This window comes from Devosia sp. T2-14, from assembly GCF_055397495.1.
Genome location: NZ_AP027921.1, coordinates 212,355 through 229,639, shown reverse-complemented (window position 1 = coordinate 229,639; position 17,285 = coordinate 212,355). Strand labels below are relative to the sequence as shown.

Genomic DNA, 17,285 nt, shown 5'->3' with positions numbered 1-17,285 from the left:
GACCCAAGTGGCGGAGTACACCTATGCTTGACAAGACCAGCTATCCTGAAACGCAGGCGCCCCAGCCATCCGATCTCAAGACGATCGACCTCGATCGCATTGTCTCGCTGCTGCGGCGGCAAGCCTGGGTGATCGGCGGCAGCATCGCCGTGATGGTTCTGCTGGCCGCGTTTTACCTGACGCTGGCGCCGCGCAGCTATCTCTCGGCCGGGCAGGTGCTGCTTGATCGCAACCTGGAAATGGCGGCGGGTGCCACCGCGCCGTCGACCAGCACCGCCGAGCTGGAAACGCAGGTGCTCAACCAGATCGAAGTGCTGCGCTCCAGCCGCGTGGCAACCGCCGTGGCGATCGCCGAAAACCTGATGACTGATCAGGAATTCCTCAATCCGCCCCCTTCGTTCACCCAGCGGGTGCGCGGCCTTGTGCCCTTCATGGGGGCCGACCGGCCGGAATCGCTCGAGGCAAGCCTTGATCAGGTGGTTGGCATGCTGCGCGCCAATGTGCAGGTGGACAGGATGGGGCGCAGCTCCATCATCCGCGTGGGTTACGAGGCGGCGACGCCCGATCTGGCGCAGCGCATTGCCAAAGCCTACGCCGATGCTTTGCTGCAGGATCAGCTCAATGCCGAACTCGACGTGACCAGCGCGGCGGCCGACTGGCTGGAGCAGCGCCTGGCGGAAATCGGGGAAAGCCAGCGCAATGCGAGCCTCGCCATCGAGGAATATCGCAAGCAGACCGGGCTCTCGGTTGGGCAGGACAGCAAGCTCACCACCCAGCGTATCGAAAGCCTTTCCAACCAGCTGGCGACGGCGCAGGCCGAAACGGCGCGCCTGCGGGCGTTGTCTGAACAGCTGCAGGCTGTGGTGGCTTCGGGCCCGCAATCGGCGGCGAGCTATGTATCGCTGTTGAGCGGCACGCAGACCGATCCGGCCGATATTGCTGCGCTGCGGACGCAATCGGCCAGCCTTTCCAGCCGCATCGCAGAAGTGCGCGACAATTTCGGCGAGAGCCATCCGCAGCTTTCGACGCTGGCGGCCGAAAAGGCGGCGCTCGACAGCCGCATCTTTGCGCTGCTGAAGAATCTGGACGAACAATATCGCACCCAGCTCGCCATCGCGACGCAGCAGGAGGCGGGCCTGCGCCGGGACATTGACGCCGAGGGGCAGAGTGCTGGCTCGATCAGCCAGGAACAGGTGCGCCTCAACGAATTGCAGCAGCGATCCGATGCCCTGCGCTCGCTCTATAACAGCTACCTCGTCCGCTACGAGGAATCGGTGCAGCTGCAGAGCTTCCCCATCCCCTCTATTCGCATCGTCACCGACGCCTTGCTGCCCGAGCGTCCCTCGAGCCCCAAGACGACGATCATTCTTGCGGCAGCGCTGATTGCGGGCGGCTTTATTGGTGTGGTGCTCGGCGCGCTCAATGAGCTGCGCGAGCGCGGTTTCCGCGTGGGGTCGCAGGTGCGGCGCCAGCTTGGCCTGCGCTTTCTCGGCTATGTGCCGCGGTTCAAGCTGGACGCGGCGGCGAGCGGCGAGGTTCAGCGCCGGGCCATCCGCGCCATGATGGCGGGTGGTGGCCGCCGCCGGGGCGGTCCGCTGATGGAGACGCTCAAAGCGACGCGCCTGGTGATGCAGCATGAGGCCAAGCGCGGCACGGTGGTGCTCGGCGTGCTCTCGGCCCTGCCAGAGGAGGGCAAGACGACCTTTGCCACCGCTTTCTCCGAAATGCTGGCTGCCGGCGGTTCGCGGGTTTTGGTGGTCAATGCCGACGAGGGGTTTGCCGCCATTCCGGCGCGAACTCCGACCGGCGACTGGCGCAGCGCGGCGGTGACCGATGCGGAAACCGGAATTGTCAGTCTCTCGGCGCTTGCACCGGAGGCCGGCGGTGGCGACCTGTCGGGCCTGACCATGCAAAAGGTGCTGGCTGAAGCCCGCGGCCAGTTCGACTACGTGATCCTCGATCTGCCGGCCCTGGGCCTTGTGATCGACGCGCTCGCGGTGCTGCCGATGACCGATGGCAATGTGCTGGTCACCGAATGGGGCAAGACCCCGCGCCGCCTGATCAGCGGACTGCTGGAGCGCGAGCCGGGGCTGGCCGACTACATTGTCGGCGTGGTGCTCAACAAGGTCGATCTGGGCGCGCTGCCGAGGTTTACCGATGTGGGGGGATTGGAGCGGTTTGCCCATAGTGCCGAGAGGCGGGCAAGCAGGCAGGTGGAAACGGCGCCCCGATAGGGCGCCGTTTTTCTTTGTTTATTCAGCGGCGATCTTGAAGCCTTCCATCAGGGCATTGTGCAGTCCGATCTTGGCGAGAGCTGCCAGGAAGTCATCGCCGATGTCGTCGCGATCGAGCGCATAGGCGACATTGGCAGTCAGGAACCCGACCTTGGAGCCGCAGTCGAAGGACTGGCCTTCATATTTGACGCCGGTAAAGTCCTGCTGGCGCATCAGGGTCTGCATCGCGTCGGTCAGTTGGATTTCGCCGCCTGCGCCGCGCGGCTGATCGGCCAGCAGGCCAAACACCTCCGGCTGGAGGATGTAGCGGCCCGAAATGATGAGGTTGGACGGCGCCTCGGCCACCTTGGGCTTTTCGACCATGCCATTGATGCGGAAGCTGTTGGCGTCACCCGGGCCACGCCCGACGACGCCATAGGACGAAACCTCGGCCATCGGCACTTCTTCGACGGCGATGACGTTGCCGCCGGTCTTTTCGTAGGTTTCCATCATCTGCTTGAGCACGCCGCGGCGCGCCTTGAACAGCATGTCGGGCAGCAGCAGGGCGAAGGGTTCGTTGCCGACGATATCGCGTGCGCACCATACGGCGTGGCCGAGCCCCAGGGGTTCCTGCTGGCGGGTGAAGCTGGTGCGGCCCGCCGAGGGCAGATCCTGCTGCAGGTCGCGCAGGATGCCGGTCTTGCCGCGCGCTTCGAGCGTGGCTTCCAGCTCGAACTGGCGGTCGAAATGGTCCTCGATGACGCCCTTGTTGCGGCCGGTCACGAAGACGAAATGGGTGATGCCGGCTTCGCGGGCCTCGTCGACCGCATACTGAATCAGCGGCCGGTCGACCACGGTCAGCATCTCTTTTGGCATGGCCTTGGTCGCGGGCAGGAATCGCGTTCCCAATCCTGCGACAGGAAAAACGGCGGTTCTTACAGGTTTGAGCACATAACTCTCCTTATTAGATGTAAGGCGAGCGGAGTGGATCATGGTGTAACGGGTCGATCTACCCGAAATTACGCGAAGCGTTGCATGGCTCGATTGCAGATATGCTGTTGAGCGCATCTGCCAAAATTCAGGATGATTTGTCTGGTTTTTGCCATAATGTCGGTTGTGTGACACATTTGCTTTCAAATGATACCAAGATCAGCCAAGCAAAAGCCGACGGGTTTGTCCGAGGGCGAAATAGAACGGCCCGCTGTTTTGGTGTTCCGGGATGACTCCCGCGATGCGCCGGGTTCAACGCAGACGTGATCGGCGGGCCTATTTCCCGCGGGGCGTGAGGGTTGTATTTACCGCACGGTGCTAGTGAGCATTTGGGTGCAGAACGCGCCCCTGCGGAGGTTGGCTGCCCCAACCTTGCTGGACTTGCTGCCAGAAGCCGGTCTCGGCTCCTATGGGAGGGTTTCGTGAAGCCAGTTGGACCCGAAGATGGTCAGGCGCAAAAGGTGCCGTTGACGGCCTCCCAGCCGGTGCAGGATCGCGCGACGTTTCCCTGGCCCTGGGGCCTTGTCGCCATCGGAGTGATGGCGCTGGCATGGGTGGGCATCTACCTGCTCTGGAACGGCATCGCATTCCTGTTCAATTGGTGACCTCTTGGGGCGGGCCGAGCGATACTTGCGCTGGCCGCACCGCATAGAACAGCCGAAAAGATAGACTTTTCATCACCCTGATTGCCGGGGGCGTTCTTCTTTCGCCCTGATTTGCGCTGATATTGCGTCGACGCTTTTGGGTGAATTTATGACAGAGGGGCGCATCGCAGCCATGCGCGCCCGGCGTTGCCACGCATTTCCGATCATGTTTGCCTCCCGGTGATGGCAACACGCAGTCCGGCCACGGGCGCAGTTCCATCACGTGCGGCGCATCCGGCATCGGCCGGGTCCAATCTGATGTTCAGCGGGCATTGGTCCCGCGCAGGCCACAGCGTCTGCGCGAGCGATCCTTCATGTCCGCTGAGATCTGGCGCCGCTCGTTTCAGCCTTCAACTAAGCGAGTACAATCATGTCGATCACAAATGCGGATGCCGATTCATCGGACGGGCTTGCCAAGGCCGTCACCCCGCGTGGCATCGGCGCCAAGCGGGCCTTTGACGTGGTCGCGGCGGTGGGCATCCTGGCCTTTGCCCTGCCGACCATGTTCTTCATCGCGGTCCTGATGTTCTCAACCGACCGCGGACCAATCCTGTTTTCCCATGAGCGCATCGGGCAGAACGGCAAGCGTTTCCGGTGCCTCAAATTCCGCTCCATGGTGGTCAATTCCCAGGAAGCCCTGCGTCGGCATCTCGAACTCTTCCCGCAGGCGCGCGCCGAGTGGGAAGCAACGCAAAAACTGCGCGACGACCCGCGCATCACCCGGCTGGGCCGGTTCCTGCGCGTCACGAGCCTTGATGAACTGCCCCAGCTGATCAACGTGATCCGGGGCGATATGAGCCTGGTTGGGCCCCGTCCAATCGTGCAGGACGAGGTGGTGCGCTATGCCGAGGCCATCGACCATTACGCCGCCGTTCGCCCGGGCATTACCGGCCTCTGGCAGGTCAGCGGCCGCAGCGACGTCGACTATGACCAGCGCGTCCAGCTCGACAGCCGCTATGTGCGCGAATGGTCGTTTTTCGGCGACCTCGTGATCCTGATCAAGACCGTCAAGGTCGTCGTCCTGCGAACCGGCAGCCGATAAGGAGCAAGCAAATGTCGCTGATTTCCCTTCGCCCGCGTGCCTTCCGTACCCGCAATGCCAGCCGCGATGCCGATACCGACGAGGCCCGTTTCGGAACGGTCCGCAATGCCATTTCCATGGCGCTGGCCGATGCAATCCGTGAACGGGACGGCTTGAGCCAGCGGCTGGATTTCTACTATGCCCGCGCCGCCACCCTGATGGACAATTCGGGGGAGTATGGCCGCCGCGACCAGGCCGATGAAGCGGCCATCGGGTCTGCGGGGCAGAATGCGTCGCGCGCCCGCCAGCGGATCGCCGATCTCGATGCGCAGATCGTGCGGCTTGAGGGGCTGCTGGCGCAGCTCGATCCCGTTCAGCCTGAGGCGATGCCGCACCAGGCGGGCTAATATGGCTTATTCCGAGAAGCAGTTTCGCGACGGGCCCCTGGTCTCCGTCGTGATGGCCAATTTTGAGGCTGGTGACAGGATTGTTCCGGCCCTTGCCTCTGTGCTGGGCCAGACCATGGCCGACCTCGAAGTCATCGTCAGCGACGATGCCTCGGGGGATGACAGCGTGGCTCATGTGCGGGCCATGGCGAAGGCCGATCCGCGCATCGTGCTGATCGAAGGCAAGACCAATCGGGGACCCGCCCATTGCCGCAACCGCGCATTGGAGGTGGCGCGCGGACGCTGGATCGCAGTGGTGGATTCCGACGACATCATCCATCCCGAGCGCTTCGAGCGGCTGTTGGCGCTCGCGGCGCGGAGGGATGCCGATATCGTCGCCGACGACTTGCTGCTGTTTCATGAGGATGGCAGTGCGCCCAGATTGATGCTGGGCACCGACGCAGCGAGCTGCTTTGCGGTTTCGCCCATGCGCTGGGTGATGGCTGGTATCGATGGCTCGCCGGCGCTTGGCTATCTCAAGCCGATGATCCGGGCCGAGTGCCTCAAGCGCCAGCGATACGACGAGGCGCTGCGCATCGGGGAAGACTATGATTTCGTGCTGCGGCTGTTGCTCGGCGGGGCGGCCATGGTGGTCGTGCCCGAGCCGTTTTACCTCTACCGGCGGCACTCCGCCTCGATCTCGCACCGGCTTTCGAGCCGCGATGTGCGCGCCATGATCGAGCAGCAGCAGGCTCTTGTTTCAGGCTATGAGGGTCTGCCGAGCGAGCTATTGGCCGCCTTCGCCCGGCGGCTCGCGGTGCTGCGCGAGGGACTGTCTTATGAAGAGCTCGTTGCTGCCATCAAGCAGCGGCGTTTGCTGGCCTCGCTGGGGTTTCTGGCGCGCCGCCCCTCGCATCTGCACCGGCTGTGGACCTCGTTCATGGAGGGGCGTCAGCGTCGCACTGTTGCGCCCGTTCCAATGGCTGGCGCAGAGCGGATCGTGCTGGGCGGGCAGGGGGCACATGCGGGCCGGGCCGTTCCAGCCTATGTGCCATCTCACCTTGTCGACTGGTCCGCGCCGCGTCCGCGTGAGGTCTGGCTTGATCTGGCCAGCCACGCGGGTGCCCGGTGCATCGCCATGGATGATGCGGGGCGCTACGCCGCCGGTTTCATCCCGGAAGTACAGTTCGAAGCGCGCGTGCGGGAGGTCCTATGACCGCATTGCCGTCGCGCGTGACTATCAATTTCGCCTACCTGCTGACCTTTGGCGCATTCGCCGCTTTGGTGATGAACGCCATGCTCGGGCCGCTCGCAGCGCTGACCTTTCTCGGCTGCGGGGGACTGCTGATTGTCAGCAATATCCCCGCCAGCATCGACAGTCTGCGGCGCTGGTGGTTCGTGCTGCTATTGCCGGCCTTCTGCCTGTTGACGGTGTTGTGGTCGCAATATCCGTCCAATTCGCTGCGCTATGGCGTGCAGCTGATGTTCACGGTGGTCGTCGCCATCGTCATCACGGGGCGGCTATCGACGGCTTCGCTGATGCGCCTGATGTTCATCGTCTATGGCATCGGCGTCATCGCCAGCATCCTGTTCGGGCGCACCGGCACGGGTGGCGCCTGGCTTGGGGTGTTCGGCAGCAAGAACGCCTTTGCTGCCCATATGGCCGTATTCGCGCTCATTGCCGCCGCTGTCGCGCTGGATGGCAAATCCTCCGTGCTGCTGCGCCTTTTGGGGGCCGCAGGCGCAGTCGCCTCGGCGCCTTTGCTGGTGCTGGCACAATCAGCTGGGGCCAGCATGATGGTCGCGCCGTGCCTCGCCATCCTGCTGCTGGCGGTGCTGTCGGCCCGTCTCACCGGCAATCAGAAGCTGTTCGTGATCGCCATGCTGGCGCTGGCCGGGGCGGCGCTGGCGCTGATCGTCGCCACAACGGGCGATGCGCTGCTGGCGGAGATCCTCGAGGGTTCGGGCAAGGACGCGACCCTGACCGGGCGCACCGATCTCTGGGCTACCGGGCTCAGCTATATCGCCGAGCGCCCATTGCAGGGGCTGGGCTATCGCTCGTTTTGGGTGCCCGGCTTTGCGCCCGCCGAGGAGCTGTGGGCCATGTTCGACGTGCCCTCGGGCGCCGGGTTCAACTTCCACAACACTTACATTTCCAATGCCGTCGAGATCGGGCTGATCGGCCTGGGGCTGCAGGTCGCCATCATGTATGGCGGGGCGTTCCTGATGGCCGCTTACACCATCGCCCGCCCCAGCGCGCCCAATGCGCTGCTGCTCGCGTTGCAGGCGCTGATGATCCTGCGCAGTTTCATCGAGGTGGAGGTGTTCTTTGAATTCTCCATCCGCTCGATCCTGGGCATTGCAACCCTCATTTACGCGGCGGCCGGGCTGATTGCCCTGCGCCAGCAAACGGCTGCCACGGTGCGGCCGCGTTCAATCACAGGAGTCCTGCGCCATGGCACAGCCCGATCTCGTCCACTTTCGCACCCCGACCTATAAGCGCCCGGAGGCGCTGCGCCGGGCACTCCAATCGATGATCGACCAGACCTGGCCGCACTGGGTCTGCGATGTGTTCGACGACGATCCCTCGGAGGCGGCGAAATATGTGGTGGCCGAACTGGCTGACCCGCGCATCCGCTACACGGCCAACAAGCCGCAGCTGTTCGCCTCGCGCAATATCGACCACTGTTTCACGGCCGAAAACCCGCATGGCGCGGCGTTCTTCTGCGTGGTGGAGGACGACAACTTTATCTTGCCCACCTTCTGCGCCGAGAATATCGCGCTGATGGCGCGCGAGGGCGTCGAGATCGTGCTGCGCAACCAGGTCATCGAGCATGCCAGCGGCACTCCTGAGGCCCATGTCGGCGACATCGGCGTGCTCGACGAGCTGTTCACTGAGGGGCGCTATGCCCCCGAGGAATTCCGGCTGGCGCTGCTGGCGGGCATCGGGGTCAGCAATGGCGGGCTGTTCTGGTCGGCCCGGGCGGTGTCGCCGCTCGAAATCCAGTATGGCTGCACAGCGACGTTGCAGGAATATCTGCGCACCTATTCCATCGTCGAACCTATCTACGTGGCCATGCAGCCGCTGGCCGTCTGGGCTGAAAATGCCGAGCAGACGACGCGCAATGCCGAACTCAAAGCGGGCTATCTGCGGCGCGAGCTTGATCTCAAGCGCGCCGTGCAGGCGCTGCGGCGGAAGGTGTGGAGCGAGAGCAGCAGGGAAGCCCGCGCCGGGTTTCTCACCAATCCACGCTTTGCCGCGCCAATCGGCGTGCGGGCCAACCATGTCGGCAAGGCACTGGTCGGGCAGGGGCTGGGCGGGCATGTCGGCCCGCTCGACGTGGTCCGCCTGCGCGCCCGCGGGGTGCTGATCCTCACGCTGGGGCGGGTCACGCCCGAGTTTGACCGCTTCGTCGCGGCGCGGAGCAACCGGCAGGGGCCAGCGCATCACGCATGAGCATCACCACCGACATGAATGCAAGGCGCGATCACCTCACCACGGGCCGCGCCTCGGCCGCCATCAAAGGTACGCTGTGGTCGCTGGTCAGCAGCTTCGTGCCGGCGGCCTTGGGCCTGCTGGTATTTCTCGCGACGTCGCGCGTGCTCTCGCCCGCCGAATTCGGCATTGTCGCCTTTGCCGTCAGCATTGCCAGCATCGGCGCTGCGGTGGCCCCGGCAGGGTTTCGCGAGGCGCTGATCCAGCGCCAGCGCATCACCCCGGGCCATCTCGATACGGTATTCTGGCTGTGCCTCGGCGCGGCCCTGGCCATTTATGCGGTGCTGTGCCTGTCCGGGCCGTTCATCGCCGCCGCTTCCAGTCAGCCGCTGCTGGCGCTGCTCATTCCGCTGGTCGGCGCGCGGGTTATTTTCGATATGGCTGCCGCTGTGCCCAATGCGCTGATCGTGCGCACCATGGCCTTCCGCATGCTGGCGCTGCGCACCACGATTGCCTCGGTGGTCACGGCCTTGGTGTGCCTGGGCCTGTTGTGGGCGGGCTTCGGGCTCTGGGCCCTGGCGTTTTCGCAGCTGGCTGGCTCGATCGCGAGCTGCGCCGGGGCGCTGGTGGGGGCTCGCTGGCTACCGGGACTGCAGTTTGATCGCGATGCCCTGCGCGACTTGCGGGCCTTCGGGCTGTTTTCCAGCGGCAATCACTTCATCACCACCATCAATGTCGATCAGTTGCTGATCGGCGCGCTGATGGGGCCGGGGGCGCTCGGCATCTACAGCTTCGCCCGCCGCATTTTCCAGATTCTCACCGACCTGCTGTCGGGCGCGCTCAATCTCGTCTCCTACGCGCTGCTGTCTTCCATGCAGAGCGAACCGCGAAAGCTGCGGGAGGCCTATCTGCTGGGCACGTTTGCCTCGTCGGTGGTGGCGTTTCCGGTCTTTTCGGGCCTCGCGCTGGTGGCGGGCGATCTCATCCCGTTTGCCTTCGGCGATGCGTGGATTTCGGCGGTTCCGGTGGTGCAGGCCTTCTGCGTCCTGGGGCTGCTGACGGCCATCGGCATCCTGCAATCCTCGCTGATCCGCAGCCAGGGGCAGGCCGATCTGTGGTTCTATTACATCCTGGGCAAGCAGGCCGTGACAGTGCTCTACATCTTCCTGTTTGCCGGTTGGGGCGTGCTTCCGCTGACCCTGTCGCTGGTTATCCTCAACGTGCTGCTGTGGATGCCCACCCTGCACATGGTGGTGCGGCTGCTCGGCATTTCGATCTGGTCCTATCTCGCTTCCTTCGCGCTGCCGGTGGCGGCAACGGTGGTGATGTGCGCCAGCGGTTGGCTGGTACAGCACCAGTTGGCAGAAGCCGATGCCCTGCTGCGGCTGGCGACGACAATCGGCGCCGCAGCATTGAGCTACGGCGCCGTGATCTTGGTGCTGGGGAGGTCCAGAGTGGAGACGCTGGTGGGCTTTGTCCGCAAGCGGCGCTAGGCTCGCAATAGACCTCGTGGTTCGACAGGCTCACCACGAGGTCTCAAACTGTCACACTAGGCGGCGGCCACGCGGCTGCGGACGAAGCTGTCCACGGCGTCCTGCGCCCGCTCCGTAACCTGCCGGATCGCCGAGTCGCTGCTCAGCTGCGGCTCGATGCGGGCCATGGCTTCGAGGTGACGGGCCGAGAGGTCGGTGAGGATCCTGTTGGGGATGGCGGCGAGGGGTGAGGCGTTGAAGCGGCCGACCTTGCCCAGGGCCCCGCCGCGCCCGGTCTTGCCGATATAGTATTCGAGCACGCTGCTGGGCTTGAGCGTGTTGAGCCGTACATCGAGATTGAGCGCGCCGGCCCAATCGAGCCACTTCTTGTGGTGGCCGCCATAGATGGGGCGTGCGCCGATCCAGGGGGTGCGCAGGGCATCGGCGACGATGGCACCATGCATGGCCTCGGTGATCAGCAGGCGCGCGCCGCGGATCTGGCTCAGCACCTTTTCGACCGGGTCGGTGGCATCGATCAGGGTGATGCCCGCCTGGCGGCAGGCCTCGGCCCAGTTGCCGCGTTCCAGGCTCTCGTAATGCGGCATGAAGGCGACGCCAACGCTCTTGTCGGGCGCGGGCAATTCCATTGCGCGCAGCAGGATGGCGCTGTCGCAGATGGACAGGTTCGGATCGATCTTGAGCGTCTTGGCCGTATTGGGACCACGCACGAAGCGGATATCCCAGCTGCCGTCATGCACATCGGGCAGGCCCATATAACCTGCATAGCCCGAACCCATGACGAACTTGCGCGATTGGGCCGGCAGATGGTCGCCGATGATCGAGCCGATGCCGACGAAAAGCTCGCTCTCATCCTCGTCGAGGAAACCCTTGGGCAGCAGAGCCGGCCAGACATGGAGATTCAGTTCATCCCCGAAATTCGGCACCTTGCCGCGAAAGAATATCAGCTTCATCAATAGTCCTCGTTATTTCTGGCACAGGATGGATTGGTCGAAGGCGCATTCGTCCCCGAGGGGGGTGAAGGCCACCCAGTCCACCTCCATGGCGATGGGCGCCGCTACGGGAGCGAAGCTGCCCATCCAGTCAGTCAGCGTGTCCGAGCCCCAAAGGCTGAAGAACATGCGTTGCGGATTGGTCGGAATTGTCTTTGGATCGTCCATGGTGCGCACCAGCTTGCCATCGAGATAGAAGCGGATCCGCCCTAGTTCCCAGGTGAAGGCATAGGTGATGAAGTCGCTGTCGGAGGCATGCGGCAGGGCGTGCGATTGCCCGCTGCCGACCTTGCCGTTACCACTCTTGCCATTGACGAAGGTCGTGGTGTCGACCTGCCCGGTATTGCGCAGCAGCACTTCGAAGTCGATTTCGTCATGCGGCTTGCCCTGCTGGGGGCCGATATAGGTGAAAAAGCTGGCATTGAGGCCCGAGCCGGATGGCGTCTTGAGACGCGCTTCATAGGTGCCGTAGCCATAGGCCTTGCGCGTCTGCAGCTCGCCGCAGCGGTTGTCGCGCTCCCCCTTGGGCTGGGGCGCAAAGCCGACGCGCAGCATGCCATCAGCAGCGCTGACCTGGTCGGTTGACCAGGTACAATTCTGGTGACCGCCATTGCTCCAGCCGTCCGAAACATACCAGCGGGAGAGGTCGAGCGTGTCGAACTCGTCACGGAACGCGGCTTCCTGCGCCTGGGCCGGTAGGGCGAGCGCGGCCAGAGCGAGCGCCGAAAAGGCGAGGTTTTTTGCGATCATTGTGCCAGCTCCAGACGCGCGACGATGACATCGCCCGCTTCGAGTGGGGTGGTGAGGTCAGCGGTGAGCTGCTCGCCATCGCGGACGATGGAATAGCTATAGGTGGGCGCGGAATCGCCCGGCACGGCGACGCCGGTATAGAGCGCCGCTTCCTGCACGAGGCCGCGTTGCGTGGAGATTTTCAGGTCCAGCGCTGCGATCTGGCCATCGACCGTCTGGCGTTCCAGGGTCAGGTCGGAAATGCGCTGGTCGTTGAGCCGCGCCTGTTCGCGCTGGGCGGCGGCGATATCCTGCCGCGCCTGTAAGGTGGTGGTCTGCGTATCGAGCAGGCGGGATTCGAGGTCCGAGACATTGGTTTGCAGCGAGGCGACGCGGGAAGCGAGGGCCAGGCCGTCGTCGGAGAGCGCGGTGATCTTGTCGAGCTGTTCCTGCGCCGTCACCAATTGCGCATCGGTGGCCGTTTCCTTCTGGCCGAAGGTCTCAATCTGGCGATTGAGCAGCGCCACCTGATCGGTCAGCGAGGATGACTGGGCCTCGGCCTGCCGGCGGTGCGCGGCCAGGATCGCGGCTTCGGCGGCAAGCAGGGCGTCGATGTCATCGGCGCCTTCGAGCTCGGGTGGTATGGCGATCTGCTCGAGCCCATTGAGTTCTGCATCGAGCCGGGCGCGGCGGACCAGTAAGCGGCGGTGCTCCTCGGTGAGGACGTCGAGAGCGCCTGACGTTGTGAGAATTTCGCGTTCTGGCCGGGAGATAGCTTCCGCCGAGCGGCGTTCGCCACCGGCCAGAGCCAGGGCTTTGACGACGGTCAGATTGGGGGCGTAGGGGTATTCGCCGGGGCTACCCACGTCGCCCGACACATAGATCGGGCCATAGGCCGATACTTCGACGGTGACGGTCGGGGCGGAGCCGAGGCCGAGCACTTGCTGCAGGCCGCTGCCGAGCGCTGCAGCAAGATCGGCGCTGGTTTTGCCGGCGCTTTCGGTGGGGCCGACCATTGGAAAGTTCACGTTCCCATCGGCCCCGACGACATATTCGCCACCCAGAGCCGTCCATTCCTCAAAGGTGGAATCGACGGCCTTCCACTGCACGACCTTGATGGTGAGCTTGTCGGAAACGCCGAGCGCATAGGGGGCGGCGGCGTGTGCCGCGCCCAGCCAGGTGAGGCTGATGGCCAGGCCCGCGAGGGCGGTTCGGAAATGGGCCGGGGTGGAAATCATGTCCCATCCTTGCTGCTGATTCAGGAGCCGGGACTGTTGAGGCCGAACGTGCCCTCAATGGGGCGGTGGCAGGGCGAGGGTGGGCCCGCTCGCATCCGAGTGCGGCTTAAGCAATTGATCTGCTGCGCCTTTTTGGTTCAATGTGAATGCTTGCCACCTCGCTCAGAGCAGGCATGCGTGGGGCGGCCAACTGCATTTCCCGCGTCGGCCTGCGGGTCAGGCGGCGGCGTACGACCATGCCCTCGGGGGCAAAGCCGAGCGAGTCCAGCCTCCGCCTTTGCTGCGGTGAAAGGGCCACCCAGACGAGCCTGCGGTGGGCGTCGTCGAGGTCGCCGAATTCCTGCTGATGGGCGTTGCTGCGGGTCTGGATTTCAAAGACCGGCGCATTGCTCGCCTCACCGACCTGCGCCATGGCCTCGAACAATATCGCGGCGCGCTGGGGGGAGAGTTGCAGGTTGCGATCGAAGTAGACCACCACCTCTTCCAGCGCCGGATCGGGGAGGGTGGACTGGATTTTTCGGAGGATGTCCTGGCAGGTTTGCTGTTTGAGGCGGGCGGTGAGGCCGTGGGCGTAAGCCCTTGCGCTTTTTGGGTCTAGTGGCTCATTTTCTATAGACGCGCCAATGGGATAGCGGGCGACGCAATTGGGGCAGATCCAGGCGGAGCGCTCGCGGCTCGTGACTTCGTAGGTGAGGCGCAATTCGGAGCGGCCGCAAAAATCGCAGGTGCTGGAAAGGGTTACGTCGTCCCGGATGTTCCAGGTGAAGCTCCAGTCTTCGGGATTTCCAACGTCTTCGCGCAATGTGTACCGGTTTCGACCCAATCGATCCTCGATTCATGATTTTTGTTGATGCCGCTCAATAGTTTGCGGCTTCGGCGATTCCGCTTTGGGCAAAGCATGGGAACCAAATCCGGCCACAGGAAGGCCCTGAGGTGTTGACTTCTGGTCCAGTCGCGGTAACGTTCCCATGAGTTGAGGGGACGAGCCCATGAGTCAGAGCCGCAATCGCCGGCCGACGATCATCGATGTGGCAGAGCGCGCCGGAGTGTCCAAAAGCACTGCGGCCCGGGCGCTCGCCGGCTCATCCAACATCACCGAAGAGACACGCGAAAAGGTCATCAAGGCCGCCGCCGCCGTGGGCTATGAACGCAACCACCTGGCGGTGGGCATGCGATCGGGCCGCAGTGGCATGCTGGGCCTGGTGATCCCCGACATCACCAACCCATTCTGGGCGGAAGTGGCGCGCGGCGCCCAGGACCGTGCGGCCAAGAGCGGTGCCTCGATGCTGGTCTTCTCCTCGGACTGGGACCCGGACGTCGAAAAACAGCACTTGCGGGCCCTGCAGCGGGCGCGCGTCGATGGCGCGATCATCAACCCGGTCGCCGACAATTTCGACGACCTCGGCCGGTTCGGCCTGCCTTTCGTATTCATCGGCTCGAGCGCCGAGCGGTTTCCCGACGTGTCGAGCGTGGGCTCTGATATCGCCCAGGCCGTCAGGCTGGGCATGGATCACCTTGTCAGCAAGGGCCATTACGCCCCCAGCCTGATCCTGGGGCCGAAGTCGCGACTGGCGCGGGCACGCTTCCTGCGGACGGTGCACGAGCATTGCGTGGAGCGCGATATCGACCCGGCCGTGCTGGCAGTCGAGGACGGGGAATATACGGTCGAGGGCGGGCGGGTCGCCATGCGGCGCCTGCTGGAACGCGCGCCGGCTGGTCATGTATCGGTGTTTGCCGCCAACGATCTAATGGCGCTGGGCGCGATGATGGCCGCACGCGAGGCGGGCCTGAGCTGCCCCGAAGACGTTTCGATACTGGGTTTCGACGGCATTCCCTCGGGGGAATTTGCCTGGCCGGGCCTGACTACGATCGCCAAGCCGGGCCGCGGAATCGGCGAGCGGGCGGTCGAAGGGCTCTTCGATGAAATTGAACACCGACCGGAACACCGGCGGATCTATATGCCGTGCAGCCTGGTCGAGCGGGGTTCACTCGCCGACCTGACCGCACGCAGCCCCAGACGTGTTGCCGGGGCAGGGAGGGTCTGACCATGGTTGCCAAAAGCGAGCCACAGGTTGCCGTTGCCACTTCGGGCGGGAACGTTCCCGCAGCGCTGGAGGGGAACAGCAAGAATTCTGGCGGATTTCTTGCGGTTCGCCGCCAGAAATCTGGTGGTTTTCTTGCGAATGGCGACCAGACTTCTGGTTTTCTGGCGGGCGTGCGGCAGTGGTGGCCCTACTACGCGATGATGGCGCCGGGCCTGCTGTTTTACTTCATCTGGCACTATGTGCCGATCTGGGAGGCCAAGATGGCCTTCGAACAGGTCCGCATCATTCCGCCCAATATCTGGGTGGGGCTGAAGAACTTTCAGGTGCTGTTCTCGTCGCCGATCTTCTACCAGGTGCTGGCCAATACGCTGATCATTTCAGGGATGAAGATCCTCTTCGTGTTCCCGGTGCCGATCATGGTGGCGCTGCTGCTGAACGAGGTGCGGAGTGGAAAGCTGCGCGGGGTGATCCAGTCGGCGATCTATCTGCCGCACTTCCTGAGCTGGGTTGTGATCGCCGGCGTGTTCATCGCGCTGCTGTCACCCACCGACGGGGCGGTCAACCAGATCGGGCAGGCGATGGGTTTCCAGCCTGTCAACTACATGACCAATACCGGCACGATCCGCTGGGTGTTGGTGGTCTCGGAAATCTGGCGCTCGGCCGGCTGGGACAGCCTGCTCTATCTGGCGGCGATCTTTGCCATCGACCCGCAGCTCTATGAGGCGGCGGAAATGGATGGGGCCAATCGCTGGCAGAAAATCTGGCACGTCACCATTCCGGGCATCGTGCCGACCATCGCGACCCTGTTCATCCTGAACATGGGCATGTTCCTCAGTGCCGACCTCAACCAGGTCATCAACATGCAGAACGACGTCAACGCGTCGACCATCGATATCCTCGACACCTATGTCTACCGCATGGGCCTTTCGACCGGCGAATATGCGCTGGCCACGGCAGCGGGCCTGTTCAAGGCCGTCATCGGCATGACGCTGGTGCTGATCAGCCACTTTGTCAGCAAGCGGCTGACCGGCAAGGGGGTGTGGTGATGGCCAGCCAATCGCGCCGCACGCCGCTCGAACGCGTCGAATATGTGCTGATCGTTTCGACTCTGTTCCTGCTGGTGGTGTTCACGCTTCAGCCGCTGCTCAACCTTTTGGCGCTGTCGTTCACCGAGCCCAGCAAGGTCGCCGGGTTCTCGGGCCTGTCGATCTTCCCGGACGGGTTCTCGACCGATGTGTGGTGGCTGCTGCTGCAGCACCCAAATGTGCAGCGGGGCATTCTCAATTCGGTATGGATGACCGCCACCAGCGTGGTGATCGGGGTGATGGGCACGGCGCTGATGGCGTGGGGCATGTCGCGGCCCGGCCTGCCGGGGCGGCGGGTGATCTTCCTGCTGGTGCTGGTGACCATCGTGTTCGAACCGGGCATCATTCCCGACTACTTCCTGATGAAGCGCATGGGCCTGCTCAACACGCCCTGGGCCGTCATCATGTATAAGGCGATCAGCGCCTGGTACCTGATCATCCTGGTGCGGTTCTTCGAGGAAATACCGAAGGAACTGCTGGAAGCTGCCGAGCTCGATGGCGCCAACCCGTTCCAGACCTTCTTCATGGTCGTGCTGCCACTGGCCAGGCCGGCACTGGCCACCATCGCGCTGTTCTACCTCGTGCTGCACTGGAACGAGTTCTTCCGGGCCATGATCTACCTCAACGACCAGACCAAATGGCCGCTGCAGGTGGTGCTGCGCCAGTTCGTCATCGAGGGCGACAAGATCGCCATCGTCGGCGCCAACAATGCCAACAACAATATCGGGCTGGCGCAGATCAACATCCGCGCGCTCAAGGCCGGGATGATCCTGATCACCATCCTGCCGATCCTGGCGATCTATCCGCTGATTTTGAAGTTCTTCACCAAGGGCACGATGTCGGGGGCGCTGAAGGGATGAGTATTGGGGCTTTCCTTACCCCCCACCCTCATTCCCTCCCCCACAAGGGGAGGGAGGCCCGGCCGGTGGCTGGGGAGGGATGGCGCCCCAGGACACAAGAGAATTCCCCGCTGCGGCGGAGAGTAACAAAGCAAGAAACGACTTAGGAGGAGACGT

Annotated in this window: 16 protein-coding genes; 11 read left to right on the top strand and 5 right to left on the bottom strand. The window is 63.8% G+C overall.

What is annotated here, in order from left to right:
• Positions 1-23: 23 nt before the first annotated feature.
• A complete protein-coding gene (locus tag ACZ5WT_RS01140) occupies positions 24-2,234 on the top strand; it encodes a Wzz/FepE/Etk N-terminal domain-containing protein (RefSeq protein ID WP_464285553.1) in 2,211 nt (736 codons plus the stop codon).
• An 18-nt stretch (positions 2,235-2,252) separates the two neighbouring features.
• On the opposite strand, the gene galU is transcribed toward ACZ5WT_RS01140, so the two are convergent.
• Complete coding sequence (gene galU / locus ACZ5WT_RS01135) at positions 2,253-3,206, bottom strand: UTP--glucose-1-phosphate uridylyltransferase GalU (RefSeq protein WP_464285552.1); 954 nt, start codon at positions 3,204-3,206, stop codon at positions 2,253-2,255.
• A 419-nt stretch (positions 3,207-3,625) separates the two neighbouring features.
• On the opposite strand from galU, the gene ACZ5WT_RS01130 reads away from it, so the two are divergent.
• From ACZ5WT_RS01130 to ACZ5WT_RS01100, 7 genes are all read left to right on the top strand, one after another.
• Entirely contained in the window at positions 3,626-3,808 is a 183-nt protein-coding gene (locus tag ACZ5WT_RS01130) for a hypothetical protein (protein ID WP_464285551.1), read from the top strand.
• Between the two features lie 409 nt (positions 3,809-4,217).
• On the top strand, positions 4,218-4,889 hold the full coding sequence (locus tag ACZ5WT_RS01125; RefSeq protein WP_464285550.1) for a sugar transferase: 672 nt from the start codon (positions 4,218-4,220) through the stop codon (positions 4,887-4,889).
• A gap of 11 nt (positions 4,890-4,900) precedes the next feature.
• Entirely contained in the window at positions 4,901-5,275 is a 375-nt protein-coding gene (locus ACZ5WT_RS01120; protein ID WP_464285549.1) for a hypothetical protein, read from the top strand.
• A gap of 1 nt (position 5,276) precedes the next feature.
• Positions 5,277-6,470, top strand: coding sequence for a glycosyltransferase family 2 protein (locus ACZ5WT_RS01115; RefSeq protein ID WP_464285548.1), 1,194 nt, complete (start codon positions 5,277-5,279; stop codon positions 6,468-6,470).
• Complete coding sequence (locus ACZ5WT_RS01110) at positions 6,467-7,753, top strand: O-antigen ligase family protein (protein ID WP_464285547.1); 1,287 nt, start codon at positions 6,467-6,469, stop codon at positions 7,751-7,753. The genes ACZ5WT_RS01115 and ACZ5WT_RS01110 overlap by 4 nt, the downstream gene beginning before the upstream one ends.
• Entirely contained in the window at positions 7,710-8,711 is a 1,002-nt protein-coding gene (locus tag ACZ5WT_RS01105) for a glycosyltransferase (protein WP_464285546.1), read from the top strand. Before ACZ5WT_RS01110 ends, ACZ5WT_RS01105 begins: the two co-directional genes overlap by 44 nt.
• The gene (locus ACZ5WT_RS01100) at positions 8,708-10,183 is read left to right on the top strand and encodes a lipopolysaccharide biosynthesis protein (RefSeq protein WP_464285545.1); all 1,476 of its coding nucleotides are present in this window, start codon (positions 8,708-8,710) and stop codon (positions 10,181-10,183) included. Before ACZ5WT_RS01105 ends, ACZ5WT_RS01100 begins: the two co-directional genes overlap by 4 nt.
• Before the next feature lie 56 nt (positions 10,184-10,239).
• On the opposite strand, the gene ACZ5WT_RS01095 is transcribed toward ACZ5WT_RS01100, so the two are convergent.
• The 4 genes from ACZ5WT_RS01095 to ACZ5WT_RS01080 all read right to left on the bottom strand — a co-directional run bounded on the left by ACZ5WT_RS01095 (position 10,240) and on the right by ACZ5WT_RS01080 (position 13,941).
• Positions 10,240-11,133 carry a polysaccharide pyruvyl transferase family protein gene (locus ACZ5WT_RS01095; protein WP_464285544.1) on the bottom strand — a complete coding sequence of 298 codons (894 nt, stop codon included), beginning with the start codon at positions 11,131-11,133 and terminating at the stop codon, positions 10,240-10,242.
• A 12-nt stretch (positions 11,134-11,145) separates the two neighbouring features.
• Positions 11,146-11,922 (bottom strand): endo-1,3-1,4-beta-glycanase ExoK, encoded by a 777-nt coding sequence (gene exoK, locus ACZ5WT_RS01090; protein ID WP_464285543.1) that lies wholly within the window; start codon positions 11,920-11,922, stop codon positions 11,146-11,148.
• Positions 11,919-13,139 (bottom strand): polysaccharide biosynthesis/export family protein, encoded by a 1,221-nt coding sequence (locus ACZ5WT_RS01085; protein ID WP_464285542.1) that lies wholly within the window; start codon positions 13,137-13,139, stop codon positions 11,919-11,921. The genes exoK and ACZ5WT_RS01085 overlap by 4 nt, the downstream gene beginning before the upstream one ends.
• Before the next feature lie 106 nt (positions 13,140-13,245).
• Entirely contained in the window at positions 13,246-13,941 is a 696-nt protein-coding gene (locus tag ACZ5WT_RS01080) for a hypothetical protein (RefSeq protein ID WP_464285541.1), read from the bottom strand.
• 187 nt (positions 13,942-14,128) lie between these two features.
• Here ACZ5WT_RS01080 and ACZ5WT_RS01075 point away from each other — a divergent pair, with 187 nt between their 5' ends.
• From ACZ5WT_RS01075 to ACZ5WT_RS01065, 3 genes are read left to right on the top strand one after another with little or no spacing between them, the layout of a single operon-like run.
• The gene (locus ACZ5WT_RS01075) at positions 14,129-15,184 is read left to right on the top strand and encodes a LacI family DNA-binding transcriptional regulator (RefSeq protein ID WP_464285540.1); all 1,056 of its coding nucleotides are present in this window, start codon (positions 14,129-14,131) and stop codon (positions 15,182-15,184) included.
• A 2-nt stretch (positions 15,185-15,186) separates the two neighbouring features.
• Complete coding sequence (locus ACZ5WT_RS01070; protein WP_464285539.1) at positions 15,187-16,230, top strand: ABC transporter permease; 1,044 nt, start codon at positions 15,187-15,189, stop codon at positions 16,228-16,230.
• Positions 16,230-17,129 carry a carbohydrate ABC transporter permease gene (locus ACZ5WT_RS01065; RefSeq protein WP_464285538.1) on the top strand — a complete coding sequence of 300 codons (900 nt, stop codon included), beginning with the start codon at positions 16,230-16,232 and terminating at the stop codon, positions 17,127-17,129. Before ACZ5WT_RS01070 ends, ACZ5WT_RS01065 begins: the two co-directional genes overlap by 1 nt.
• Positions 17,130-17,285: the final 156 nt, after the last annotated feature.